General features: G+C 36.4%; 21 protein-coding genes. 13 read left to right on the top strand and 8 right to left on the bottom strand.

What is annotated here, in order from left to right; all coding sequences use genetic code 11:
• Positions 1–2: 2 nt before the first annotated feature.
• The 6 genes from LY11_RS25095 (at position 3) to LY11_RS25070 (ending at position 8,577) form a co-directional block, all read left to right on the top strand.
• Entirely contained in the window at positions 3–1,031 is a 1,029-nt protein-coding gene (locus tag LY11_RS25095; RefSeq protein ID WP_111636342.1) for a hypothetical protein, read from the top strand.
• Positions 1,032–1,104: 73 nt separating this feature from the next.
• Entirely contained in the window at positions 1,105–1,260 is a 156-nt protein-coding gene (locus tag LY11_RS25090) for a class I lanthipeptide (protein WP_111636341.1), read from the top strand.
• Positions 1,261–1,349: 89 nt separating this feature from the next.
• On the top strand, positions 1,350–4,433 hold the full coding sequence (locus tag LY11_RS25085) for a lantibiotic dehydratase (RefSeq protein WP_111636340.1): 3,084 nt from the start codon (positions 1,350–1,352) through the stop codon (positions 4,431–4,433).
• Positions 4,423–5,646: a lanthionine synthetase LanC family protein gene (locus tag LY11_RS25080; RefSeq protein ID WP_111636339.1), complete on the top strand. Its 1,224-nt coding sequence runs from the start codon at positions 4,423–4,425 to the stop codon at positions 5,644–5,646. The genes LY11_RS25085 and LY11_RS25080 overlap by 11 nt, the downstream gene beginning before the upstream one ends.
• Positions 5,646–7,856: a peptidase domain-containing ABC transporter gene (locus tag LY11_RS25075; protein WP_111636338.1), complete on the top strand. Its 2,211-nt coding sequence runs from the start codon at positions 5,646–5,648 to the stop codon at positions 7,854–7,856. The genes LY11_RS25080 and LY11_RS25075 overlap by 1 nt, the downstream gene beginning before the upstream one ends.
• Before the next feature lie 169 nt (positions 7,857–8,025).
• Entirely contained in the window at positions 8,026–8,577 is a 552-nt protein-coding gene (locus LY11_RS25070) for a Crp/Fnr family transcriptional regulator (RefSeq protein WP_111636337.1), read from the top strand.
• 107 nt (positions 8,578–8,684) lie between these two features.
• On the opposite strand, the gene LY11_RS25065 is transcribed toward LY11_RS25070, so the two are convergent.
• The gene (locus LY11_RS25065) at positions 8,685–9,383 is read right to left on the bottom strand and encodes a hypothetical protein (RefSeq protein WP_111636336.1); all 699 of its coding nucleotides are present in this window, start codon (positions 9,381–9,383) and stop codon (positions 8,685–8,687) included.
• 350 nt (positions 9,384–9,733) lie between these two features.
• Here LY11_RS25065 and LY11_RS25060 point away from each other — a divergent pair, with 350 nt between their 5' ends.
• Together LY11_RS25060 and LY11_RS25055 are read left to right on the top strand one after the other, a co-directional pair.
• Complete coding sequence (locus LY11_RS25060; RefSeq protein WP_111636335.1) at positions 9,734–10,180, top strand: MauE/DoxX family redox-associated membrane protein; 447 nt, start codon at positions 9,734–9,736, stop codon at positions 10,178–10,180.
• 39 nt (positions 10,181–10,219) lie between these two features.
• A complete protein-coding gene (locus tag LY11_RS25055; RefSeq protein WP_111636334.1) occupies positions 10,220–10,492 on the top strand; it encodes a hypothetical protein in 273 nt (90 codons plus the stop codon).
• A gap of 81 nt (positions 10,493–10,573) precedes the next feature.
• Here the strand turns inward: LY11_RS25055 and LY11_RS25050 are convergent, their stop codons facing one another.
• The 6 genes from LY11_RS25050 to LY11_RS25025 all read right to left on the bottom strand — a co-directional run bounded on the left by LY11_RS25050 (position 10,574) and on the right by LY11_RS25025 (position 18,074).
• On the bottom strand, positions 10,574–11,920 hold the full coding sequence (locus LY11_RS25050) for a TlpA family protein disulfide reductase (RefSeq protein WP_111636333.1): 1,347 nt from the start codon (positions 11,918–11,920) through the stop codon (positions 10,574–10,576).
• 26 nt (positions 11,921–11,946) lie between these two features.
• Positions 11,947–13,311, bottom strand: a complete 1,365-nt coding sequence (locus LY11_RS25045) for a RagB/SusD family nutrient uptake outer membrane protein (RefSeq protein WP_111636332.1) — start codon at positions 13,309–13,311, stop codon at positions 11,947–11,949.
• Between the two features lie 10 nt (positions 13,312–13,321).
• Complete coding sequence (locus tag LY11_RS25040; protein WP_111636331.1) at positions 13,322–16,357, bottom strand: SusC/RagA family TonB-linked outer membrane protein; 3,036 nt, start codon at positions 16,355–16,357, stop codon at positions 13,322–13,324.
• 265 nt (positions 16,358–16,622) lie between these two features.
• Entirely contained in the window at positions 16,623–16,922 is a 300-nt protein-coding gene (locus LY11_RS25035) for a hypothetical protein (protein ID WP_111636330.1), read from the bottom strand.
• Positions 16,919–17,521 carry a TlpA family protein disulfide reductase gene (locus LY11_RS25030; protein ID WP_111636329.1) on the bottom strand — a complete coding sequence of 201 codons (603 nt, stop codon included), beginning with the start codon at positions 17,519–17,521 and terminating at the stop codon, positions 16,919–16,921. Before LY11_RS25030 ends, LY11_RS25035 begins: the two co-directional genes overlap by 4 nt.
• A gap of 70 nt (positions 17,522–17,591) precedes the next feature.
• Positions 17,592–18,074, bottom strand: a complete 483-nt coding sequence (locus LY11_RS25025; RefSeq protein ID WP_111636328.1) for a hypothetical protein — start codon at positions 18,072–18,074, stop codon at positions 17,592–17,594.
• Positions 18,075–18,419: 345 nt separating this feature from the next.
• On the opposite strand from LY11_RS25025, the gene LY11_RS25020 reads away from it, so the two are divergent.
• From LY11_RS25020 to LY11_RS25010, 3 genes are all read left to right on the top strand, one after another.
• Positions 18,420–18,728 carry a helix-turn-helix domain-containing protein gene (locus LY11_RS25020; RefSeq protein WP_111636327.1) on the top strand — a complete coding sequence of 103 codons (309 nt, stop codon included), beginning with the start codon at positions 18,420–18,422 and terminating at the stop codon, positions 18,726–18,728.
• Between the two features lie 606 nt (positions 18,729–19,334).
• Entirely contained in the window at positions 19,335–20,507 is a 1,173-nt protein-coding gene (locus LY11_RS25015) for a DNA cytosine methyltransferase (protein WP_111636326.1), read from the top strand.
• A complete protein-coding gene (locus LY11_RS25010) occupies positions 20,485–21,576 on the top strand; it encodes a hypothetical protein (RefSeq protein ID WP_211321655.1) in 1,092 nt (363 codons plus the stop codon). Before LY11_RS25015 ends, LY11_RS25010 begins: the two co-directional genes overlap by 23 nt.
• An 11-nt stretch (positions 21,577–21,587) precedes the next feature.
• On the opposite strand, the gene LY11_RS25005 is transcribed toward LY11_RS25010, so the two are convergent.
• The gene (locus LY11_RS25005) at positions 21,588–22,091 is read right to left on the bottom strand and encodes a very short patch repair endonuclease (protein WP_111636325.1); all 504 of its coding nucleotides are present in this window, start codon (positions 22,089–22,091) and stop codon (positions 21,588–21,590) included.
• A 487-nt stretch (positions 22,092–22,578) separates the two neighbouring features.
• Between LY11_RS25005 and istA the strand changes: the two genes are divergently transcribed.
• Together istA and istB are read left to right on the top strand one after the other, a co-directional pair.
• Entirely contained in the window at positions 22,579–24,123 is a 1,545-nt protein-coding gene (gene istA, locus LY11_RS25000; RefSeq protein ID WP_211321654.1) for an IS21 family transposase, read from the top strand.
• A gap of 19 nt (positions 24,124–24,142) precedes the next feature.
• The gene (gene istB / locus LY11_RS24995) at positions 24,143–24,874 is read left to right on the top strand and encodes an IS21-like element helper ATPase IstB (RefSeq protein ID WP_111636324.1); all 732 of its coding nucleotides are present in this window, start codon (positions 24,143–24,145) and stop codon (positions 24,872–24,874) included.
• Positions 24,875–24,994: the final 120 nt, after the last annotated feature.

Here is a 24,994-nt window from a genome sequence, read left to right as displayed (position 1 = left end):
TTATGACAGCTAAAATTGAATCAGTCCTGACTTCTATTTACGATTCCGTATCTACAAATGATATTTTGTACGATTACAATGCGTCGAAGTTATATATAGAGCTTTCCAGAAATGAAGCCAGGGGTATTTTAAATAACCATGATTTATTTGAACGGGCATTTGATTTAGCGACCAATATTAATAATCTGTCAGGAGTAATCAATGAGAAGCGAAGTTCTTATGAAGAAATTGAGCAGCAACTCTTAACCTATAGCTTACAAATAGCGGAATTTGATGATGTACTGTATAGAAAATATATTGAACAATGGCTTTTTCCAGTTGAAGCCCTTCTCCTATACCGTTCTGGTGAACTTCTAAAAGCCGAATCTTTAATTATTGAAGCTATATCCAGAATTGATGAATTGATAACTGTACATCATTTAGATTCTTTTCTTTTTAGAATGATCTTACAACATTCCAACCTGGCAACCCTGTATATTAACGCTGATCAGCATGAAAAAGCTCAGCAGATATTAAGCGGTATACTAGATTATCTATTCAACGGAAATGTATCAAAGCATCTTCATGGCAATGCCTTTAATAACGAGAGTTTGTGGGGGGAAATGGAATTCTTACGGGAATATAACGCCTATTATTATTTTAAATCCAGCATTGATAAAATCTCCAGAAATAAAAACAAAGATCTTGAAGGTTACAAAGAATCCTTTTTCAGCTTATTAAAACCACTTTTTTCAATGGAAGTGTTTACTGAAGAACGTTATCTGATCAATGCCTGGATAAAAACAGAAATGAACCTGGTAAAAGATGATTATAGCGTTTTTATTGAAGAGGTAAACACCTTCTTTAAAGATGATGTAGATGAGTCCTTTGACTTTCTTAAAGTTCATTTGCTGGATAGCTTAATAATAGCCTTTCAAAAATTAAATTTCAATGATGATCAGGCACATTACGAAGAAATTTTAAAACTAAAAATAAAACTAGGTGAAAACAGGAATCTTGATGTGATTAACACAAGTACCAGGAATCCTTAAAAATATACGCGCGGGTATAGGAGGAACTCGAAAATCCTAAAAAGAGTAGAGATAAAACTTAAAATTTAGAACCATGAAAAGAGAATTTAGCCCACTAAAATTAGACAAAAAAACAATCGCAAAATTAAACGACGATCAATTGAAAGCCGTTAAAGGTGGTAAAAAAGAAGTAATTGTACAACCAGGTACAACTGCTGACATGTCAAATTGTACAGTTTCTTGTAACTAATAAGAATTTGTAATAATTACTTAGGAAGGAGCAGATCTTTTGCTCCTTCCTATTTTATAATAATCTTGAATTGCATTAAAAAAATTTGAATGAATCAATTGACAACCGCAGATTTTTATTTGATAAGAACCCCTTCATTTTCAATTGACAGTTTATACGCACTAAACAAATATTTACAAGACCAGGATATTAATGCCGTAAAACAAACCTTCTCTAACGATTTTTTTTTAAAAGCAATCTATTTTTCCTCCCGGGATTTTTATAAAATAGCAAAATTCTGGATCGATGATGATGCTGTTATATTTAACAGTGAAGATCGCGTTCTGATCACACTGTATAAGTATTACAATAGAATATGCTCCAGAAGCACACCCTATGGTCTTTTTGCAGGCTTTGCATTAGGAAAAACAAGCAAACAACCTTCTAAGATCTCCTTTTGCAAGGAGAATTTTTTTGACTCCATTTTTCGTACCGATATGTTATTTCTTAACCGGCTCAAAAAGGAAATATTGAAGCAGGAAGAAAACACAAAAATTCTTTTTTATCCCAATAATACAATTTATCAATTTGGAGATAAATTGCGGTTTATAGAGTGGGATGACGATAACAATTACAAAATATCTGAAATTACCAATAACTCTCTGATTGCTGAAATTATAGATTCCTCAAAAAAAGGAATTAATAAATCTGATATATGTGCAATTATTAACAAACAATATGAAGAGCTGGAGCACCCGGAGATAGCGGATTATATTGACACTATCATTAGTAGTAAAATATTGGTAGATCAATTACCCCCCTATATTACAAGTAATAAAAACCCGGTTGATGAATTATATCATAAGCTTACAGAAAGCAATATTGAATCCACCTTATTAAAAGAGATCAGCTCTTTTGTAGAATCCCAACGGAATACTATAAATATTGATGAAATAGAAAATTTCTCAAAAACATACAGCGATTACCTCAATCCAGAACATCACCCCTTTCAAGTAGACCTGAAGGTCAATTTTCAAGAAAACAATCTTAATACTAAAATAGTAGATGGGATTATAAACAGCGCCCTTGAATTGATGGGGACTGTAAAAAAAGAAGAATCAACAAGGATCTCTTCTTTTAAGAATAAGTTTAATAGAAAATTTGAGAACAAAGAAGTTCTGCTGGCCCATGCCCTGGACCCACAACTGGGAATAGGATATGATTTCCATGTGAGTGGTAATGTAGAAGAAATGCCTCTGATACAAAATATAGATTTTTCATATGAAACAAATGAAACTGAGGTAAAGATCCCCCCTATTATTAATATTATACTCAAAAAATATTTAAGGCACCTTGATCACTTCACTCAGCAACCTATTATATTAACAGAAGAAGATATTAAAAGTATCTCAAATACAACCTCATCTTATAAATGGAATACTGATTATTATCTAATTGGAGATTTATTGTCTGCTAATTTTGAAGAGCTGGATAATGATAAGTACAAGTTTTTGTGTAAATCCTCCATTCCTTCACCCTACCTGTCAAACTTATTTTCAAGGTTTGCCTATCATGATAAAGAGCTGGAAGACAAGCTGAAAACATATGCCAAAAACGACGAGGATTCAAATTACATAAACGCTGAGATTATACATCATCCCGGCGGCAGAGTAGGTAACATATTACTCAGGCCCAGACTTTATAATTATGAAATTCCTTATGTCACCAACACTAACGCTGCCCATGATAAGATAGACATCAGTGATATTATAGTCAGCATCAGAAATAACGAGATTTTTCTACAATCTAAAACGTTAAATAAAGAAATCAGGCCCCGCCTGTCCTCAGCTCATAATTTCAGCAGAGAGCAACTGCCGATATTCAGGTTTTTATGTGACCTGCAGTACCAAAATACAAATCCCGGCCTTAGATGGGACTGGTCCTTTTTATCTACCCAGACTTTTCTTCCCAGGGTAGAGTATAAAAAACTCGTTTTATCGGAAGCAAGATGGAAAATATCAAAAAACAAGAATATCAATTTAAACCTGCTAAGAGAACAGATTGCAGAATTAAAAATACCTAAAGATTGTAAAATCAAAGAAGGAGATAATGTTATTTTGATTGATACAACTCATATAGTTTGTTTGAATATTTTACTCAATAAGATTAGAAAAGGTGACTTTAACATCTATGAGAATATAAATAACAGCAGTTTTATTTCAAAAGAAGACAAAAAATACTGTTCAGAATTTATCTTCCCTATAGTGAATAATCAGCATGTTCAAAATATAAATGGACAAGCCTATAAAGAAAAATCAGAAAAAAGAGACTTCTATCCTGGCAGTGAATGGATATATTTTAAAATATACTGCAGCCATATGGTGGGAGACAGAATTATTACCTCGGTCATAAAAAACACCATAGCCTTTATAAATGAAAGAGATCATATTCAATTAAACTGGTTTTTTATCCGTTATGAAGATCCCGACCATCACTTAAGATTTCGGATTAAAGCAACAGATATAAATGACTTCTTAGCCGTTCTGGACAGGTTCTTAAAACCATTAATCGATGAAGAACTTGTTTTCTCATTGCAGATCGACACCTATAAGAGAGAAATAGAAAGATATGGTGAAGATAATATAGAGTTATCAGAACTGTTGTTTTGTAATGATAGTAGCGCTATCATGCAATTTTTAGATTTAACAACAAACTATGAGGAAGATGAAGCTATCAGGTGGAAAACAGCGATAGCATCAATCGATATATTACTTGACGATTTCGGTCTTTCTTTACACCAGAAAAAACTACTATTTGAAAAAGCCTATCATGGTTTTTTACCCGAATTTGTAGATATATCAGATAGCGATTGCAAAAAACAATTCAAATCCTCGATTGACTTGAAATTAAGAGACAGCAAGAAATTCCTGGACGATGTGCTTAGAATAAAAGACTATACTGATATAAACGATTTTATTGTCCCATTTAAAAACAGGTCTGTTGATAATGGACCTATCGTATCCTCCATAAAAAACAACGTAGAAAATGAGGAAAAATTAATCAGTTTATTACAAAGTTATGTGCACATGACCCTGAACAGATTCTTTTATACTAAAGCGAGGATGCACGAGCTTGTTATTTATTATTTCATGTTTAAAACCTACAATTCTATTTTAAACAGAGATGAGAAATAGTGGATATTTTAAAAAAGTATTACTGGAGATAGATTCAGAAGTAAATGCAAAAAGCAAATACCTGGACAATGTAACCTTAGAAGGAGGTAAATCAGGTTTAGTACTGTACAACTTGTTTTGTCATCAGTTTTATAAAGATGAAAGCTACAGAGATCAGGCAGAACAGCAAATTGATGAGTCCATTGAAATTTTATCTGAGATCTCAACTTTAAAAAAGTTTAAACCTGATTTCAAAACTGATTCCCTATCAAATCACATTGCTGGTTTTGGTAAAACACTTTTATTTGCACAATATAAATTTGATTACGACTACGATTTTACCGGACTATACGAATCTATAAGTGAAATTTTATCGGACCTGACTGAGCGCAGTCTTGAAGCCGGAGATTTTGATATTAATAGCGGAGCTTTTTCTGCCGGATATTTTTTTCTCAACAGATATTACCATGAAAAAGATGAATCCTCAAAAAATGTGCTGCTTGGTATAATTTCAGCGCTGGAAAAATGCGCGGTCTATCCTAAAGAAAATGAAGTTTACTGGAGCTCACCCTCATTGGAAAACCAGGTTTACCTTGGCCTTTCACACGGCTCTGCAATGATCATTAACTTCATAACCAAGCTATTTGAACTAAAAGTCCTTGACGAGGATAATCACAATACCCTTAATCTTCTGGAAAAAGCAGTAACCTTTGTAATCAATCAAAAAAGAGATCTTGAAAGCGGCTATTTTCCTTCCAAATACCCCGACGAAGGTATAAAAGAAGCTCAGTTCACCATATGTTATGGAGACTTGGGAGTTCTTTATTCCTTATACAATGCCTCGGCAATCCTGAAAAATGACGAGCTGAGACAAGAGACTTTCGAGTTGCTCATTGCCTGCACCAGGAGAAAAGAGGATATTAGATATACTTTCGACGGTGGCATTACTTACGGTGCCTCAGGAGTAGCCTGTGTTTTTAAGAAGCTTTATGAAATAACGAATGATGCTCATTTCAAACTAGCCTATGAATACTGGTATGATCAAATATTAAAATATCGGACCCCGGAAGTTAAAGACTTTGCAGGATTCAGGAATAGATTTGAAAGACTTCAAGATGATAAAGTTTTTAATTTAACATTTGGCTGGGGAATAATGGGTATAGGTATTTGTCTGATGTCAGCCCTGAAACCTGAATTGCCCGGTATAAGTGAATTATTGATAATAGGTATATAATGAGAATAAAGTTTGTACCCCAACACGATCAAATGGACTGCGGCCCAGCTTGCCTGGCTATGGTTGCCTCTCACTATGGAAAAGAATTTGGCCTGCAATATCTGCGTGACCAAAGTTTTATTACCCGTGAAGGAGTTTCTTTATTAGGGATTGGGGAGGCAGCAGATAAAATCGGGTTTGCGACTATGGCAGGCAGCTTAACAGCAGAAGATTTTCATTCAGGAATAATGCCTTGTATCCTTCATTGGGACCAGGCCCATTTTGTTGTCCTTTGTGAAATTTCCAAAGATCTATTTACCAGGGAGCCAATTTATAAGATTGCAGACCCTGCACATGGCTTAATCTCTCTGTCTGAAGAAAAGTTCAAAAAATCATGGCTTTCGGATAACGGAAATGGGATTGCTATGTTTTTAGAGCCTACAGAAGATTTTTATGCACAAACCCCACCCCAAGAAGACAAATTAGACCTAAAGTCCCTACTCAAATACGTTAAACCACACAGTAAGCAAATAGGCCTGATGTTTATGCTTTTGCTCTTTGGTACATTAACTATGCTCGTTTTTCCTATTTTAACGCAAAAACTAATTGATGAAGGAGTAACCAAGAAGAACCTTAATGTTATTACTTATATACTTCTTGCCCAATTGGCATTTTTTATAGGAGATATTATCTTTGGCATCTTTCGGAACAGGATTGTGCTGACCGTTGGAACAAAAATTAATATTCATATCATTTCAGATTTCCTGAAAAAACTATTAAAACTTCCTATTAAATTTTTCGATACTAAATTAATGGGTGATTTTAATCAGCGTATGCAAGATCATGAACGTATAGAACAATTTCTAACCTCACAAAGCTTACTCACCCTGTTTTCCATTATTACCTTTTCCGTTTTTTTCGGCGTTTTATTCTATTATGATTATCGGATACTTTTAGTTTACGTTACGCTTACCATCCTGTCTGTTGGCTGGTCCTTATTCTGGATGAGAAAAAGAAAGATATTAGATTACTTCCGCTTCCAGCAAAAAAGTGCAAACCAAGAATCTATCTATGAGATTATTAACGGTGTCTCAGAAATGAAGCTAAACCAGTTTGAAGACTTTAAACGCAGAGAATGGGAAAATATACAGCAAAAATTATTCAAAATAAATATCAGGGTAATTAAACTTGATCAGTGGCAGCTTTCTGGCTTTGAATTTATTAATCAGATCAAGAATATCTTAGTCACATTTTTAGCCGCTTCTTTTGTCGTAAAGGGTGATATGACATTAGGTTCATTATTGAGCGTTTCTTACATCATCGGACAGATGAATTCGCCCATCAATCAGTTGATCACCTTCTTCCGCTCCTTCCAGGATGCAAAGCTGAGTCTTTTACGTCTTAACGAAGTGCAGAACCACCCCGAAGAAGAACAAGAAAACCAGGTTTTACTGCAAAGCGAGGATGTTCTGAGCCAGAATAATGGAATTGAAAGAGGTATTCACTTGCGCAATGTTTCTTTCCAATATGAAGGCCCACATTCCTCATACGTTCTTAAAGACATTAATCTTTTCATTCCAAAAGGAAAAGTTACCGCTATTGTTGGTGCTAGTGGCAGCGGGAAAACTACCTTAATGAAATTGTTGTTAAAATTCTACGATCCCGTACAGGGAGATATTACATTTGATGAACTAAGTATAAAAGATATATCACCACTGGATCTGCGAAAAAACTGTGGCGTAGTGATGCAGGATGGTTATATATTTTCTGATAGTATTCAAAAAAACATTACAACGGGCGATGAAAATATTGATACTAAAAAACTTGAAAATGTATTAAAAATCGCTAACATAGAATCATTTATAAATGAACTGGCATTAGGTTTAAATACTAAAGTCGGTGCCGGAGGAAATGGAATTTCAGGAGGCCAGAAACAGCGTATTCTAATTGCACGTGCGGTCTATAAAGACCCCCACTTTATTTTCTTTGATGAGGCTACATCTGCTTTAGATGCAGAAAACGAGAAGATCATTCATGACAACCTGCAGAAATTTTTCAAAGGAAAGACCGTTGTGATCATTGCTCACCGACTTTCTACCGTAAAAAACGCAGATCAGATTATTGTTCTAAAACACGGAAAAACTGTGGAGTGTGGAAGTCATCAGGAACTTGTTCAAATGAAAAATGAATATTATAACCTGGTAAAGAATCAACTGGAGTTAGGCAATTAAGGCCTTTCCGTCCTGATTAATTCACAATTTAAATTAATATTTACTATAAAAGATATGATGATTATTCTAATAAAAATTAACTATATTACAGGTTAATCATGGCAATATTATGGCTATAAGTTCTTTTACAGCTTAAATCATATTAAGGTTGCCCTAAACGTAACCTGATATGAAAACACTCATTGAAAAGCTGAGCAGCTTCAAAAATTCAACCCCTAAATCCATTCGGTTGTTTGAAGAATTATGTTTACCTGTTTCCTTCAAAAAAAACGAAGTCTTACCAACATTCCCCAATCATATTGATAAGCTTTATTATATAAAGACAGGAATTGTCCAGGGAATCTTCATCAATGAGTTGGAAGAAATGACAGCCTATCTCACAACTGATGGATTTGTTATTCCTTATTATGTATTCTCCAAACAAGTCTCTCCTATAAAATATATCAGGTTTTTAGCTGATACGGATGGCTGGGTTATAAATTTAGCCCAAGCCTGTCTCAATGATCCACCTTTGTCTTTAATCCTCCTTGAAATTTATGAAGAGTGTATCAGTGCAGGATATGAACGCGAAAAAATTATCAGAATAAAAAACGCAAATGATAGATATATCTACTTCTTAAAAGATCACAAACATTTGATTAATAAAATCAGTAATAAAATTATTGCCTCATTTTTGAATATACATCCTAAACATCTTTCGGAGATCAAGAAAAGAAACTAACACTGGACCACAACCCCTCGTGTCAAGTTGATATTCATGAGGAAATTTAAACACTTAAGCTTTTGATATTTGTAACCAGGATAAGATTTTTCAACAGCTAATAGCAATTACTTATTAGCTTCATACGTTGCAATATCCTTTTTTCGTTGAATTAATAGCTGTAAGAAAAGCATTATTCCCCCAATTACAGATAATGGGATTGATTTCTGTTTATAAGCAATTTGAAAAATGAGGAGACAAATCCAGCCTATTACCAATAAAATAATGATGTAAGTACCAATATTTGTGGCAAATAAACTTTTTTTTAATGAGATCTTGTTTTCCGGATAACTAATTTCATTATAGCCCATTATTCGTTTGACAATAATGCTAAGAAGAGAATCTCCTTCCCCGTAATTTTCCTCAACAAAAATATAATTCACACTGCCTCCTTCTCTTGGCCATATTTTCAGTTGAGAAGAACGTTCAGTAGTGGATTCAAAAGTTCTATAAGAATTAATTTCATTGTAAAAATACTTATGGGTGCTCACTACCTCATCTTTTTTCGAATCAAAAACATTAACCTCGAAGTAGCTATCACTACATTCTACGCTGACCTTTTTCACAAAAGGTCTTCTATAATACTTCTTAAATATTATCGGGCAAATACCAAAAATTAAGAAGCCGACTAACAATATACCTGGGTTGTGCAATTGCCAGGCCACAAATGCCGATAAAAACGTTCCCCCTAAAAAGTAAGTAAGAATTAAAAATGAATATTTTTTGGCTTCAACAATCTTAGCATACTGCACCCCTATTTCACTCATATTATTTTTCTAAACGAATTATTTATAAGACCCGGATTTTACGTAGTAAAGATCCAATCTTTTTTTAACAAATTTCTATTGATTATAATTACCGGTCATTTGCTGTATCTATCTTTAACGATAGATACAGCAGTAACAATCGCCAATCCTGCTCCTTCCTGTACTGCTACCTCTGGTTGTGCAATAAAGGAATAGGCAATCCCGAACACTTGAGGACCTCTGCACCATCTGATGGCTGGATGCAATACATTTATGATAAAAAGGGAAGAAATCTTACCACCGATGGTAAGATTTCTTCCCTTTAATTCTTAAAAATCGTCCGAACTTAGTATAACCAAATACAAACGGACATGAAAAATCTAAGTGCAAATAGCCTACAAATAATCGCAGCTGTACTCCTGATATTACTGTTCGGGTATACAGCAGTTTCCAAGATCCTGGAATACGACAAATTTGTATTTCAGCTAAAATTGGTTCAAATGCAAGCTGTTGCTTTGTTAGCTCCATTATTAGGTATTTTAATACCCGCTATAGAGCTTGTTATTGTCTGGATGTTATGCAAAGATAACTTAAGGATTAAAGGGTTATACGCTTCATTCCTGTTACTGCTGGTATTTGAAATATACATCACAACAATGCTGCTAACAGGAGAAAAACTTCCCTGCACCTGCGGAGGAATTATCTCACAAATGGGCTGGAAAACACATCTTGTTTTTAACGCAGTATTTATGATTATCTCTATACTGCCAACTATTTATAAACCAAAATCTCGAATATTCCCAGGGTCCCACGAATAGATTACAATTAACAGAATTTCTCAATAAAATCTTAAAATTATGTTAGTCTTAAAAAACACCATGCTGGCCATTGCACTAGTGGCCGGCATAAGCGGAGCATTCGCTACAAAAGTTGCAAACAATCCAAGAGTAGATGAGCCAAAATATGACTGGAATGGTTCAGGTCCTCTTCATTCAGGCACATTGGATAATAAAACCGTTATGGAAGCACAGGATTATTTCGGTTGTAATGGTAATGCAGTAATATGTGCAAGAGGTGAACTTTCTTCGGGACAAGGGGCACCTGTAGCCAGCATTAAACTCAACAACTAATCATTGGCTCTATATCATTACCACAATTTGATTTATACTCAATGCAGCAATTGCTGCATTGAGTATTTAGAAATTATTAAGCTAGGGATGGCTTAAATCCTCAAGCACTAAAATCGGATAAGACCGTTTCTTTTCTATTTTAATGATTCCAAACTCGCTTAATTTAGCCCATATATCCGATAAATTTAAAGAGCCAGTTTTACTAATTATTTCGAAACTTAGTCCCCCATTATACCCCGTTTCATTTATGTAAGGAACATTATCAGTAAATGCTTCCAGGATATAATTCAACATATTATCTATTGTTACATTTTTTACTTTAAAAATTTCATTGTTTGACCTGATACTTGGTTTCTCACCTTTTGATATCGGTAGATTCTTCAATTTTGATCTATCTAAAAAAACCACATTAGTCATTATCCTCTTTTTTCTTATCGATGCCTTCACATTAAAGAACTTTTCCAGATCCGGGAACATATATTCAACAGATTTAATGACAGGAGCTTTTTTAGACAGGATTAATTCATAACAGTAAAGATTATCGTTGTTCCATCTTCGTTCTCTCGTAATGAAATCTTCTCCAGTATTGTATCTTGATCTCTCAAATAAAGGTCTGTCTAATCGTGGCTGAATAAACCTGGTCGAGTCAGAAGATTTCAGTTCAATGAGGTTCCAGTTCATTCGGTCATTAGTCTGATGTGTATAAGCCAACCAAAAAAATTGTGTAATTGGTCTGTTCCAAGCAAACAAACGCTTAAATTCTCCCTTTTTGTCCCCACCAAAATTCGTCCCACTAGTTATTCTTTCGTTAAAACCCGAAATGTAACTACGGAAAAGTATCATACTATCAGGAACATGATATGTTTTTTTAAAATCAAAGTCAAGGTCATCACTCTTAACGGCCAATTTATCCGTACTGCCATCCAAAAAAGCCTTTACATTCTTTTCGGTGATTTCGTCTCCACCCGTAATTGCTTTAATTATCCCGGATTTGTCAATCCATATATTATGCGGGATTACCCGATGTTTAAAGGCATCATGAAAAACCGTATCATTTGTAGTAAGTATCATTGATTTGGATTTCGGTAATCCAACTTTATCAAAATGCTGCCTAACTGCTACAGAATCCTCATAAGTGACCGATAAAACAGATAAATCAGGATAAATCTGTATTAAAGAATCGAGAAGCTTTTGTTCCTTTATACAAGGCGCACACCATGTTGCCCAAAAATTGATAATTAATCCGCCCTTCTTGTATAAATCAGCCACGGAAGATTTCTGGTTACCAATAATGAATGGCCCCTTGATTTTTAAGTCTTGAAGCTTGCTTCCTATTACCTGTCCATTAACAGACTGGACTAAACCAGTTCCACAACCAGCTATCACTAAAAAGCTGACAGCTATTATTCTAAATAATCTATTATTCATTTGTTTATGTTCTAAAAAATTAAGACTTAATACCCTGGGTTCTGAATCAAACTTCGATTATAGGTAATTTCATTTTTGGGGATAGGGAATAACGGGCTGATGCCATTTTGCCAGCCAGTTTTGTAACTCCCCATCACTATATTCAGCAGATCATTACGTTTCAGATCAAAAAACCTGTGTCCATTTTCAATAAACAGCTCTGCCCTTCTCTCCTTAATAATTGCATTCAGGCAATTCTCTGCGCTTAAAGAAACAGGTAATGGACTTAATGCAGCTCTTTGTCTTATTTTATTAAGATCCTCAATAGCACCGGGAATATTACCAGTCATTGCACGGGCTTCCGCTCTGATCAAAAACTGTTCAGCAACCCGCAATACTACTAAGTATTCAGGACTGCTTGTATTTGCAGTTCTGTTTTTATACTTAGCTCCATAATAGTAGCTTTTGCTAACTCCATCAGTAATTACATTTCTGGTGCCTATCCAATTGATTTTGCGTAAATCACCAGGTTCAAAAGCATTGTATAAATCTGAAGTTATTAAGTATTGAGGTATTCCCGTAGATGATGGAATACTGCTACCGTTACTTATATTACCATTCTGATTCCAAAGCTGTAAAATGGCTTCCTTGCTATTTGCTTTAAAAACATTAGCAGGTGTTTCTAACGGCGTATAAAAACCAGATCCAATTACTGCATTAGCTTCCTTTTCTGCCAGAGCCCAATTCTTTTGATAAAGATATATGCGTGCTAACAATGCTGATGCTGCCAATTGATTAGCACGTACTTTGCCAGCCCCCATATAAGAAGATGAGAGCCCCTTCTTCGACTCTGTCAGGTCATCCATCATTTGACTATAAACTAAGCTCTGAGCACGCCTTGGGGCCTTTACTGTAACCGCAATATCCGTTTGTAATACTAAAGGGACGTCGCCATACAAATTCACCAGATAATAGTAGGCAAACGCCCTTAAGAATCTGGCTTCACTTGTTAATTGGATTATTAATGATTTAGATAATGCGTTATTATGCTGCAATTGCGATATGATATCATTACATTGATAAACAATAGTGTATAAACGTGACCAGATATTTTCATTGGTCGTATTAATTGCAGTTAACCGGCCTTCATAGTATTCAGCATTAGTTATATCTGTGCCTACATAGCCTATATCATCTGTATACAAGCTTATATAAGTAGTGTAGCCAGGATCAAACTGCTTTTCAAAATTTGCATACACGCCTAATAATGCAGCCGATGCCGATGTAGAATCAGCAAAAACTTTATCGGTTGTTAATTGATTTTTTGGAGATTCGACCATGATCATCTTCTTGCAGCCGTAAATCAAAATTACAGGTACAAACAGCAGCATAGCCATATTTATATTTCTCATATTTCTTTGATTAAAGAGTTAATTGTAAACCGATCACAAAAGACTTTACAGGTGGAATATTATTCTGAACATTATTAAAAGCACCAGATTCAGGGTCGAGAATAGCGGCATTCTTATCCCAATAAGTCAATAAGTTTTGTCCTTGAACATATACTCTTAACTGTTGCATATTGATACGCTCCAGAAGCCTTTTAGGAAAACTGTAAGAAAGCCCTACGTTTTTAAGCCTCAAATACGAAGTATCGAAATAATTGGCCTGACTATATTGGAATTTGGAATCATTACCAGTTGATGCTTTGGGAATATCGGTGACCTGTCCTGAATATTGCCACCTTTCCAAAACTGCTATATAGTTATTGGTCAATCTCCCTGGTGAATTACGCAACCCACCCCTTCCCATCTGCTTTGCAAACTGGAAGAAAACATCCATGCTCCAATTCCCATACTGGAAAGTGTTCCCTAACCCACCATAAAAATCAGGCGTCTGCTTCCCTATCGTGAAATACTCATAAACACTAGCAGAACCCGGAGCAGTACCATACACCGCTTTCCCCGTAGCCGGATCAACCGTCAACTGCGTCCCGTAAACCCTTGAAATATCATAACCCAACTGCAAAGTCTGCGCATAACTAGAACTCTCAAACCCCTCAAAACTCTTCAACAACGTCTTTGGCACCGTGATATTAAAAGAACTCGTCCAGTTGAAAAGTTTCCCCTCCACATTCCTTGTATTCAACTCAAACTCCCAGCCCGTATTCCTAATCACAGCAGGTAAATTCGCCTGATAACTTGCAAAACCAGTCATTCGCGGAATCGCATAATTCACCAGCTGGTCATCACTACTATTCCTATAATGATTCACATTCAGCAAAATCCTGTTCTTCAGGAACCCCAGCTCAACAGCAAACTCCAGCTTCCTTGTCGTTTCCCAATGAAAATTAGCATTCGAAATCCGTGAAGGCACTAAACCAATCACCCCCTGATACGGACTTCCCCCATTCCCATAAGTAGACAAATACTGATAATCCGTAATCTGATCATTCCCCGTCAACCCATAACTGCTCCTTAACTTCCCGTAGCTTAAAAAACTCAGCTTGTTTTTAACCCAGGGCTCATCAGCAAATAACCACGCAGCACCTACAGAACCGAAATTGCCAAACTGATTTCCATCCGCAAACCTCGATGAACCGTCCCTTCTCATTGTCGCATTCACGATATATCTGTCCTTCCACGCATAATTAATCCGGCCAAAAACAGAAACATACTTGTACTGCGTATAAGAATTTGTTCGTGCAGTAATCGTTCCCGCAGAAGCCATATTTTCCATCAACCCCTCATTGCTAAAACCAGTCCCACTAATCAGCTGTCCCTCAGTAACCTTATTCTGATACGTTCCACCAAGCAACAGCGAAACCCTGCTATCCTTAAAAGACCTTACATAATCAACCTGAGGTTCAAAAATCACAGAACGATTACTATTTATCCCAAAAATCGAGTAGCTATCAGTTCCCGGATAAAGAGATCTTGCCGGATAAAGCTGCACCTGGTTTAGGTTATTCTTATTATAACCCGCACTTACCCTGAATGCTAAATCAGGTAAAACCGTATACCTCATCAATACATTGCTAATTGTATTATCCGTCCTTGTCTTTGAACGTGCATTAATCTCAGCGGTAGGATTTGTACCCGCATACCAGTTAAATACACCCGGAGATTCATAAACAGGATAATTTGGAGGCAATAATAAACCCGCAGAAAAACTCAGGCTTGGATTATACAAACTATGAGCATCCAGATTTAAAGAATTCGCAAACTGGAGATAGAACTTTTTATTCTTTGAAGTATGCTGGAATGTTGCCCGTAAACCACCACGTTTATAATTGCTGTTCCCCGGCAAAATAGTGCCCTCGGTACGGTAATTACCACCAAAGTTGAAATTAGTACTTTCATCCCCGCCCGATATGCTTAACTGCATATTACTCATCTGGCCCGTATTTCCTAAAAAGTGTTTGGCCCAATCCGTAGATTCCGTTTGGCTCCATACCGTTAAATCGGGAGCATAGTTTGCAGAATTGGGGTCACTCGAAGGAATCTTGCCATCGTTAGCAAAAGCCTCTCTTCTAATTTGTAAATATTGATCCAGATTAAGCAACCGCGGATAATTGGCAACCTGATTAATCCCCTGCGAAACATTGAGTTCAATTTGGGTTTTACCAGATTTTCCTTTTTTAGTAGTAATTAAAACGACACCATTTGTTGCCCTGCTCCCATATATTGCGGTTGCATCTGCATCTTTTAAAACCGTGATACTTTCAATATCAGCAGGGTTTAAACTGTTTAAAGGACTGAGCGCTCCGGCAATATTTGAAGCGCCTATAGCAGCACTTAATCCCGCAGCGTTTGCATCCATAGGTACGCCATCAATAATGTATAAAGGATTTGTGCCCGCAGCAATAGATCCTTTACCCCTAATCTGGACATTGATATTACCACCCGGCAGGCCATTTGTAGTTTGCACAAATACCCCTGGCATTCTACCAGATAAAGCAGACAGGATATTTGCTACTGGCTGTTTTTCAATTTGTACAGCAGTAATGGCAGATATGCTTCCTGTATTGAGCCTTTTAGTGGTTTGCCCGTAACCTATTACCTGGACTTCGTTTAAAGTAGATTCATTGGTTTCCAGGATGATTTTTAAAGGGTATTTGATGGAAGGATTAAACGGGATTTCGCTGGTTTTGAAGGAAATGAAAGTTATGGTTAAGATGCCGGATTGGGTAGCAGTTTTAATGGTAAAACGTCCTTCCTTGTCTGTTAAAGTTGAGGTATTCGTATTGGTTATTCTTACAGTTGCTCCCGGTAATGGTTTACCGTAGGTGTCGGTTACGGTTCCAGTAATGAGCTGTACGCTTGTTTGTGCGAACAGGTTGTATTGGGGTGAACTGAGCAAGGTTATTACCAGCAAAAGAAAGGTTCTGATCTGGTAAGGATTCCTGAATTTTAGCCAAAGCGCGGCCATAGCGATTATTGAGATCGTTTTTTTCATGTGAATTGGTTTTGTGAATCCTGCATTGATTTTAAGCAGGTATCAAGTTGTCAGTGATAGTTTTACGCGTGTTTCATAGGGCTTTTGAGATATTGGTTTTATTGGTTAGCATTATTGATGTACTGATATCTTGGTATCAAGACAAAGTGATGGTATTGGTGTTAGCTCTGATCAGAGGCTGGTATTGGAAATAGTTTCTACTCGTTAAACAAAGCAGGCGGCACTACCAAAACCTCTGTTTATTAGGCCGCCCGCTTTGTAGATTTTAATTCTTTGGGTGGTTTACTGGTTTTGGTAAATAACCGTCCTTCACCCCTTTTACATAAGAGACTTCCATGAATTCAATAAGCTGCTCCTGGAAAAGTAACATGGAAGAAATGTCAGAAGGTTCCGCATACACATTAACCTGGCGTAACCATGCCCGAAGTAACAAATGAAGCTTCTGTCTAACCTCTGTTAATGGATGAAAACTGAAAAAGGTATTAAGACCTCTGTTCGGGTCAGCAATAAATTCCTTGGAAACCGTATGAGGCTGATAATTTAATATTCTAATATAATCCTTCATTTTATTGTTTTTTTTAGTGAGCTGGTCAAAGATTTATAATTATTCATATCCACTTTCATGTGCATATTTCCAATGTTATCATTGCTTAAAAAGTGATCGATATTTTCTACTGTGAGTTGTTCGGTGGTTGTCGTTGCTACGACTTTACCAGTTTGATCCAACCATACATAATGCGGAAGATTGATATGAGGAAATAATTGGTACAATGCTGAATCATTGGTAACTACAGGAATAGTTGATGGATCTGTTTTATGGAGTTTTTCCAGAAAAGATAATACTTCTTTTCTTGGCTGATTGGTCACTTTAATAAACTGAACCTCTCCTCCATATTTCTTTTGTAGCTCTTCTGTTTTTGTAAAATTAGCCAGACAAGATGTACACGAGGTTGCCCAGAAATCAAGAATGATCAGTTTAGCTTTAAAATCAGAAAGATTGGTTTTCTTACTTTCATAATTGTAGACATTTGTTATTGTTACATCGGGGATTCTACCTCCAATTTTGACGGGTTTAAATGTAGAGGCTACAGTTTGAGCTTGGGATGGTGCGCTGAAAAATAGGCAAAGCGTGGCCATGGCGATTATTGAGATCGTTTTTTTCATGTTGTTAAGTTGAAATGATGATACCTGTGAATTGTTTATGCGGGTATCATGGTTGAATTGGTAAAGAAAATTATTGCGATGCCGTTTGCTGGATGAAATGGCCTTGCATGGTTATACTGTTCTGGAAAATTGGAAAGTGATAGTAGTAGTCATCAAGAATCATTTCAATAGTTAGCCTAGTTCGATAATTTGTGAAATTTATCCAGTTAAGCAGATCATGAAGGCTCTTTGTTGCCTGAAAATCATTTCCTTTTTTTGGAGTTATCTTGCGGACTTCGGCAGTGTTCTTGGCAATCTGTGCTTTGTATTGGCTTTTTACACTGTCTGATATTTTCTCAGCATCAAGCAAACGAATTATTGTAAGAGCAAAGTATTCAATACTCTTTAATTCAGTTACTTTTAGGCCTGAGACATCACTGTTTCCAAGGATGTGCAGAATGGTTTCATGAAATACACAGACATGGTTGTAAGTGTGTTTAGCATTCATAGAATCAATTGATTCTTGCTCTGTTGGAGGGATGGCTTTGGATTGTTTTGCAAAATTCGGTTTCATATTTTTAGTGTTAATTACTAATAAATATGAAGAGTCCTATATTTTTACCATTTTGATAAAAATACGGGTGGGACTCACCTACCACCGCTCCTAGTTGACACCCAAGATTGTGGATTTACGGCAAGCCCCACCCCTATAATAAAACGCTAAAATAGCATTTTATTTAGACATGGGTATTTTAACTTACCGCCTCGCATTCTTGGGTGTCAGCTTTGAGCGACGAGACTCTTCAAGTTTTATACCTCTTCTAAATGAAGTACGATTGTTTTAAACTACATCATATGGTTAATTATATTTTCTACAAATCAAATATATAACAAATATCTTAAAGTGTCAAGGAATTACATGACGTTTTTATTTTTCATTTATTTGACCTTGGTTTCTCATTTTATTACGATGATTAGCGATAACGAGAGAGATATTTTAAAGGAGTTTGGTAAGCACTTAAAAGGATTAAGAGAAGAACGAAAACTGAGTTTTCGTGAATTTTCAAAATTAAGTGGAGTAAACACGGGTGATATAGTTAAGTATGAAAATGGCGAAAGTGGGCCTAACATACTGACACTGAAAAAGCTTGCAGTTGGCCTAAAGATTCATCCAACAAAACTTCTAGATTTTAATTTCAACATTGACTTTAATGCTGGTCTTGAGTAATTAATGGAAATTCACAAATAAAATGCAAGTGATTAGCTAAAGTTTGTTTATGTTAAATTATGTTCATAAATCCTTAAGACTATAAAGCAAAATCAATTAACTATTTATGGAAAAAGACAATCAAAAGATTGTTAGTGATCTGTCAGGAATAGCTCCATATAGGTTAATTTAAAGATTTTCGGTGAAAAGGTATTTGATGGAGCCAGTAATTTTTAAGAAGACTTTGCCAACCTGCTGCCGAAGAATTAGGATTTATGTTAAAAGATAAAATTAGACTTTCAGATTAAATAGCTTAATTAAGATAATTAACAAAGAAAAAACAGAATTGATGTCTCTAATAACTGAATCGAGCCTATCCTTTTGAATAAATTTTCGTATACTAAAAAGTAACCTAATACTACAGCTCCTATAGCATTTTTGCAGATTTTTCAATCGGTATGATAAAAGAATCCTGCATTTCTGCTCAGTAATCCTGTTGATTTTCTCACAGCATCGATCATCTCCGCATCATAACTTAAAATTACAAGAAAAAAAATTTGATATACAAATCCATTATATTGTCTGATCAACTAATATATTGTAAACGTAGTTCGTATCTTTGATGCAATGATTAATAAAACGGGCATATTTTCTTTTTTTGCAGGTGCAGGATTTTTAGATTTGGGATTTGAAATGACAGGCTCTTTTGAGACCTTATTTGTTAACGAATATCATAAAGCATTTATGGATATTTACAAAGGGGCAAGAAAAAGCTTAAATACTCCAATTCCAAAGTATGGGTATGATGTTAAAGACATAACAAAGTATTTAGAACCAGATGAGTTCGCTCAATTAAATAACCACTTAGAGGACTCTAAAAAAATCTATAACGTAACAGGTTTCATTGGCGGCCCACCTTGCCCTGACTTTTCTGTTGGTGGAAAAAACAAGGGCAAACATGGTGAAAACGGTAAGTTATCAGGAACATATATAGATTTAGTTTGTAGAACTAAGCCTGATTTTTTCTTGTTTGAAAATGTGAAGGGTCTATACCGTACAGCAAAACACAGAGAATTCTTTGAATCTTTGAAATTAAAATTAAAAGAAAATGGCTATTACCTTACTGAGAACTTAATTAATGCAATTGAATATGGTGCACCTCAAGACCGTCAAAGGATCATCCTTATTGGATTTCATAAAAATTTCTTATCTAGATATACTAAAATTGGAAATTACCAGTCAACTATTGACAAATTTAACTGGGCTTCAAATACTCTATATGATCAAAAAGAAATTTTCGCAAAAGACTGGCCATCACAAGACTTATTTGCTGAAAATGGTGAGCGATCAATCCCAGAGAATATAATTAAAGAACTCACTGTCGATCATTGGTTTAAAAAAAATGATGTACAAAATCATCCTAACGCAAAACATTACTTTACTCCAAGGGCTGGGCTAGTAAAATTCCAAACTATTTCAGAAGGTGATGATTTAAAAAAATCTTATAAAAGGCTACATAGATGGAGATACTCCCCCACTGCAGCATATGGAAATAATGAAGTACATCTTCATCCATATTTACCTAGGCGGCTCTCGGCTGCAGAGTCTTTAGCTATTCAATCACTACCAGCCGAATTCGTGATACCAGAAAACATATCACTGACAGATATGTTCAAAACCATTGGTAACGGTGTACCTTATATTGCGGCAAAGGGATTAGCAAATACTATTGCCGATTTTATTTCTGACCTGACTCCTAAAACTAAAGCTCCATTGTATGCAGAGACTATCAGCCGCTAATATAGTTTCATTTATCAATCAACTTGATAAATCTATAACTTACAATTATATAGACGCGAGAAACAAAGGTCTTATTGAAATTATTAATGCAGATCTTCCTGAAGGACCCATCCGTATTAAAAGATGGAATCCTTCAAAAGGTGAAAGTTCAGTTGGTAAAAAGATAGAACCTATATCATCTGAGCTAATTTGGAGAATAGCAAACGCTTTTATTCCAGACCAGCCTATTAATTTTGATCGTGTACTTGCCGGTAGTTATAATACTAGAAGCGTATTAGAAGCTTTACTTGCTTATACCCCTCAATTTCATTTCGCTTATCCCGGAAGAATAGAAACTAATGGAGGAAAAGCTGTCATTAAGCAAGGTCATAAGCATCTAATATGGACACCTGATGAACCTCATACTGCTGGAAAAATTAAAGAAATAAAAACTCAGGTTGTTATTTCTGAACTCCCAGCACAGGAAGCCACTTATGATGCGCTAGTATTATCTTCAGAACCTACAATAGAGCCAATGATAGATATTGCAATTAAGCGGAGACATGCTCAAATACAGATTGCTTTATACTTTATTGGAAAACAGCTCAACTTCAGAACTTGGATAGCCCAAAATGATAAGGGCATTATGTACCAAAATAAAAAAATAGGAGAATTCGAAGGTGTTATTTCCCGATTACAAGACGAAAAATTATTAACAGCCTATCAGGATGCTGCTAAAGCGGCATTATTAATTGACTGTATTTGGTTCAAAAATGGTAAACTAATGCCAGCTGTAATGGAGGTTGAGCACTCTACAGGTGTAACCAGCGGACTAACCAGAATGAAAAAATTTAAAGATCTTTTTATAGGATTAGAAGATCTTCGTTATGTAATTGTCGCATCGGATGAAGACAGAGCAAAGGTTATTAAAGAAGCAAACCATCCTCAGTTTCGTGATCTTAACATCAGATTCTTTCCTTACTCAGCAGTCGAAGAATTATATTCCTTATGTCAACGTAGAAAAATTAAGGGCGTAACAGAATCATTTCTGGATTGCTATATGGAACCTGTTTTAGTTGATCAAAACTAATTTTTATATTTTCACTCCGATACCGGAATTTTTCCATTCTTGGCTGCTTCAAGATAAAGCATAATTTGATTTATACATGCATCTAATCTCTTTTTTACATCATGATCCCAAAATCTCATAACAGTATATCCTTTAGATTTTAAGATTTCATTATAACTATTATCACGCTGCATATTGCGTTCTATTTTAGGTATCCAAAAATCTTTATTATCTTTTATACTGAGTCTTTTCTTATCCCACTGATACCCATGCCAAAAACTACCATCAATAAATATAACCAAATGATATTTCTTTATTACAAGATCAGGCTTACCTATTAGTTGATTGACGTGAACTCTATACCGGATTCCCTTGGCCCAAAGCGCTTTTCTTAATAACATTTCGGCCGCACTATTTTTAGCCTTTATTTTAGACATATTAATACTCCGATGCTCATTAGTATGAAAGCCAGAGTCACTTGTAAAGCGGGGAACTTTTATGATTTCATCATGATTTTTATACTCTTTGCTATCCATATTGCAATAACAATATATATTTACAGGTGTTTTAACTTAACATAACAAAAGTAATCTTGTAACCTGTAACCCCTCCTAAAAATCGAACTGTAAAAGAAGCGAAAATTCATATGACTTCTCCCCACAAAACCGGACTTTTATAAAGTAGAGATTTTCGGACTTAAAAACTGCTTGAAAAAGTCCTTTGGTAATCCTAAGTTGGTATCTGGATATTCCGCTGTATAGTACGCCACGATTCCGCTACAAAGTACACCACCTATTCCGGAGCAAAGTCCACCAGTATTCCGCTGGAAAGGTTACCAATTATTCCGCTGCAAAGTACACCACTTTGCTAAAGGAGTAATACTTGTAGCGGGCTGACATTCCGACACAAAGTACACCACTTATTCCGCGCCAAAGTACGCCACTAAGCAGAGTTTAACCGCCAATTACTATATGTTTGGTTTGTAACCAACCCCAATGTAGTATGGCAAATAAGCTACTTAGTATGCATAAGATAAGACAGATACTTATATTTCTTGAACGCGGTGTTTCCCAACGGGCTATAGAAAAGGAAGTAAAGATTACCAGGAAAACTATTGCCCTCTACTTGGGAAAGTTCATCCAGACAGGCATCGATTTCAGTGAGTTGTTAAAGCGATCTGATGAACAGCTGGAACAGACTCTAGGATTGATAAAGCCTATTGTACCGGAGGATACTGACCCCCGTAAAATTCACTTTAACAGTCTTATTGAATACTTCAATAAAGAACTTAGCCGTACTGGAGTAACCCGCCTATTACTTTGGGAGGAGTATATCAAAGACTATCCCGCTGGCTTCCAGTATTCACGGTTCTGTGAATTACTGCAGGATCAGATGAAATTGAATAATGCTGTGATGCACTTCGTTCACCATCCAGGTAGGCTACTGGAGGTAGACTTTGCAGGTGATATGTTGCACTTTGTTGATCCTTCAACAGGGGAACTAGTCGCCTGCCCGGTTTATGTGGCTGTACTTCCTTTCAGTGGCTTCGGTTATGTAGAAGCTTTACCGGATGCGAAACTTCCACAGGTGGTAAAAGCTTTAAACCATACGCTGGATTACTTTGGCGGAGTTCCGCTAAGCGTCAAATCAGATAATATGAGACAATGGGTATCTAAAAGCTGTAAATACGAACCTGCTTTTACTGATATGCTCGAAAGCTGGGCAAACCATAATCACATTGGCTTACTTGCAGCCAGGCCATACAAGCCCAAAGACAAGCCATCCGTAGAGAATAATGTGAAGATCACCTACAGACGTATTTATGCGGCACTTCGCAACCAAACTTTTCACAGCTTGAATGAACTCAACAGCGCCATCAGGGAAAAACTGAACCAGCACCATCAGATCAACTTTCAGAAGAAGATATTTAGCAGACAGGAGTTATTTGACAACCAGGAGAAAGCAGTGCTTCAGAGACTCCCTGAATCGCCATACAGTATCCGTCATTATACCAAAGCAAAAGTACAAAAGCATTATCATGTGCTGGTGGGTGAAGACTGGCACTTTTATTCTGTGCCCTATCGCTACATAGGAAAAGAGGTACGTATTGCCTATTGTTCAGACCATGTTGAGATCTACCATGATGGCCAGCGAATCGCTCTTCACAGCAGGAACTATACACCTCATGGTTACACCAGTATCAAAGAACATATGCCTGAAAGGCATCAGGCGATCAGCCGACAACGTGGATGGAGTCCTGAGTATTACCTCAGTAAAGCAGAAGATAACGGACCTTATACACTGGATTTCTTTAAAAAGGTAATGGATAGCAAACTAGTGATTGACCAATCCTATACCGCTTGCCTTGGCTTACTAAGGCTGATGGATGCCTTTGGCCGGGTACGTATGGAAGCCGCCTGTAAACGAGGCTTAAGGGGACACAAGTTCAGCTATACTGCGATCAAGAATATCCTTGACAATAACATGGATCTGCTGGAGGAGGAAAGCAATCCGGAGTTTCGTATCCCCACCCATAATAATCTTAGAGGCCCTGAAGCCTATAACTAACCTGATATAATCAATAAAAATGAATACACAAAACACAGTAGAACAACTCAAGACCCTTAAACTGACGGGCATGGCTAAACGTTATGAAGCCTCCTTATCTCTTCCTGTCCATGAACTACAAGACGTCCATGCTTTGATCGCGATGATCACACAGGCAGAAGTGGAATACCGCGATCACGCACGCACCCAAAAGTATCTCAAGGCAAGTAAACTACGCTATCATGCTTTGCCAGAAGATATACTCTGTACGGCAGACAGAGGCATTACAAGGGAGCAGGTACTAAGGCTTTCTGATGGTATGTTCATAGAGAAAGGCGAGAATGTACTGATCACAGGTGCCACCGGATGTGGTAAATCTTTTCTGGCCTGTGCACTGGGGCGTAGCTCTTGTCTGCTCGGTTATCGCACACAATACTTTAGTATGAATAAGTTTCTGGAGGCACTTGCTCAGGCCAGACTTGATGGATCTTATCTTAAATGGATTAGGGGTATCTCCGCTAATAAGCTACTGATCCTGGATGATTTCGGCCTCAAGGCGCTGAATAATGATGCAAGGATTGCTCTGCTGGATATTCTGGAAGACAGGTATGGAAATGGTGCTACCATGATTACCTCACAGCTACCAGTGGACAGCTGGTACAACTTTATTGATGAACCAACACTCGCCGATGCTATTATGGACAGACTGGCAGCTTCTGCACATAGAATCGCCCTTACGGGCAAATCTTTGAGAAAGAAAAAGAATCACTAACTTTGGAAAATATCACTCTTGCTTAGTGATGTTACGGCCGGTCTGGCTGGCGTGTTTTGCCCCGGAATAAATGGGGTACTTTAGTGCGGAATACTGGTGTCATTTCATCGGAATATCTAC

The organism is Pedobacter cryoconitis, assembly GCF_003259615.1.
GTDB lineage: Bacteria > Bacteroidota > Bacteroidia > Sphingobacteriales > Sphingobacteriaceae > Pedobacter > Pedobacter cryoconitis.
This window is presented reverse-complemented; position numbering and strand designations above follow the sequence as displayed.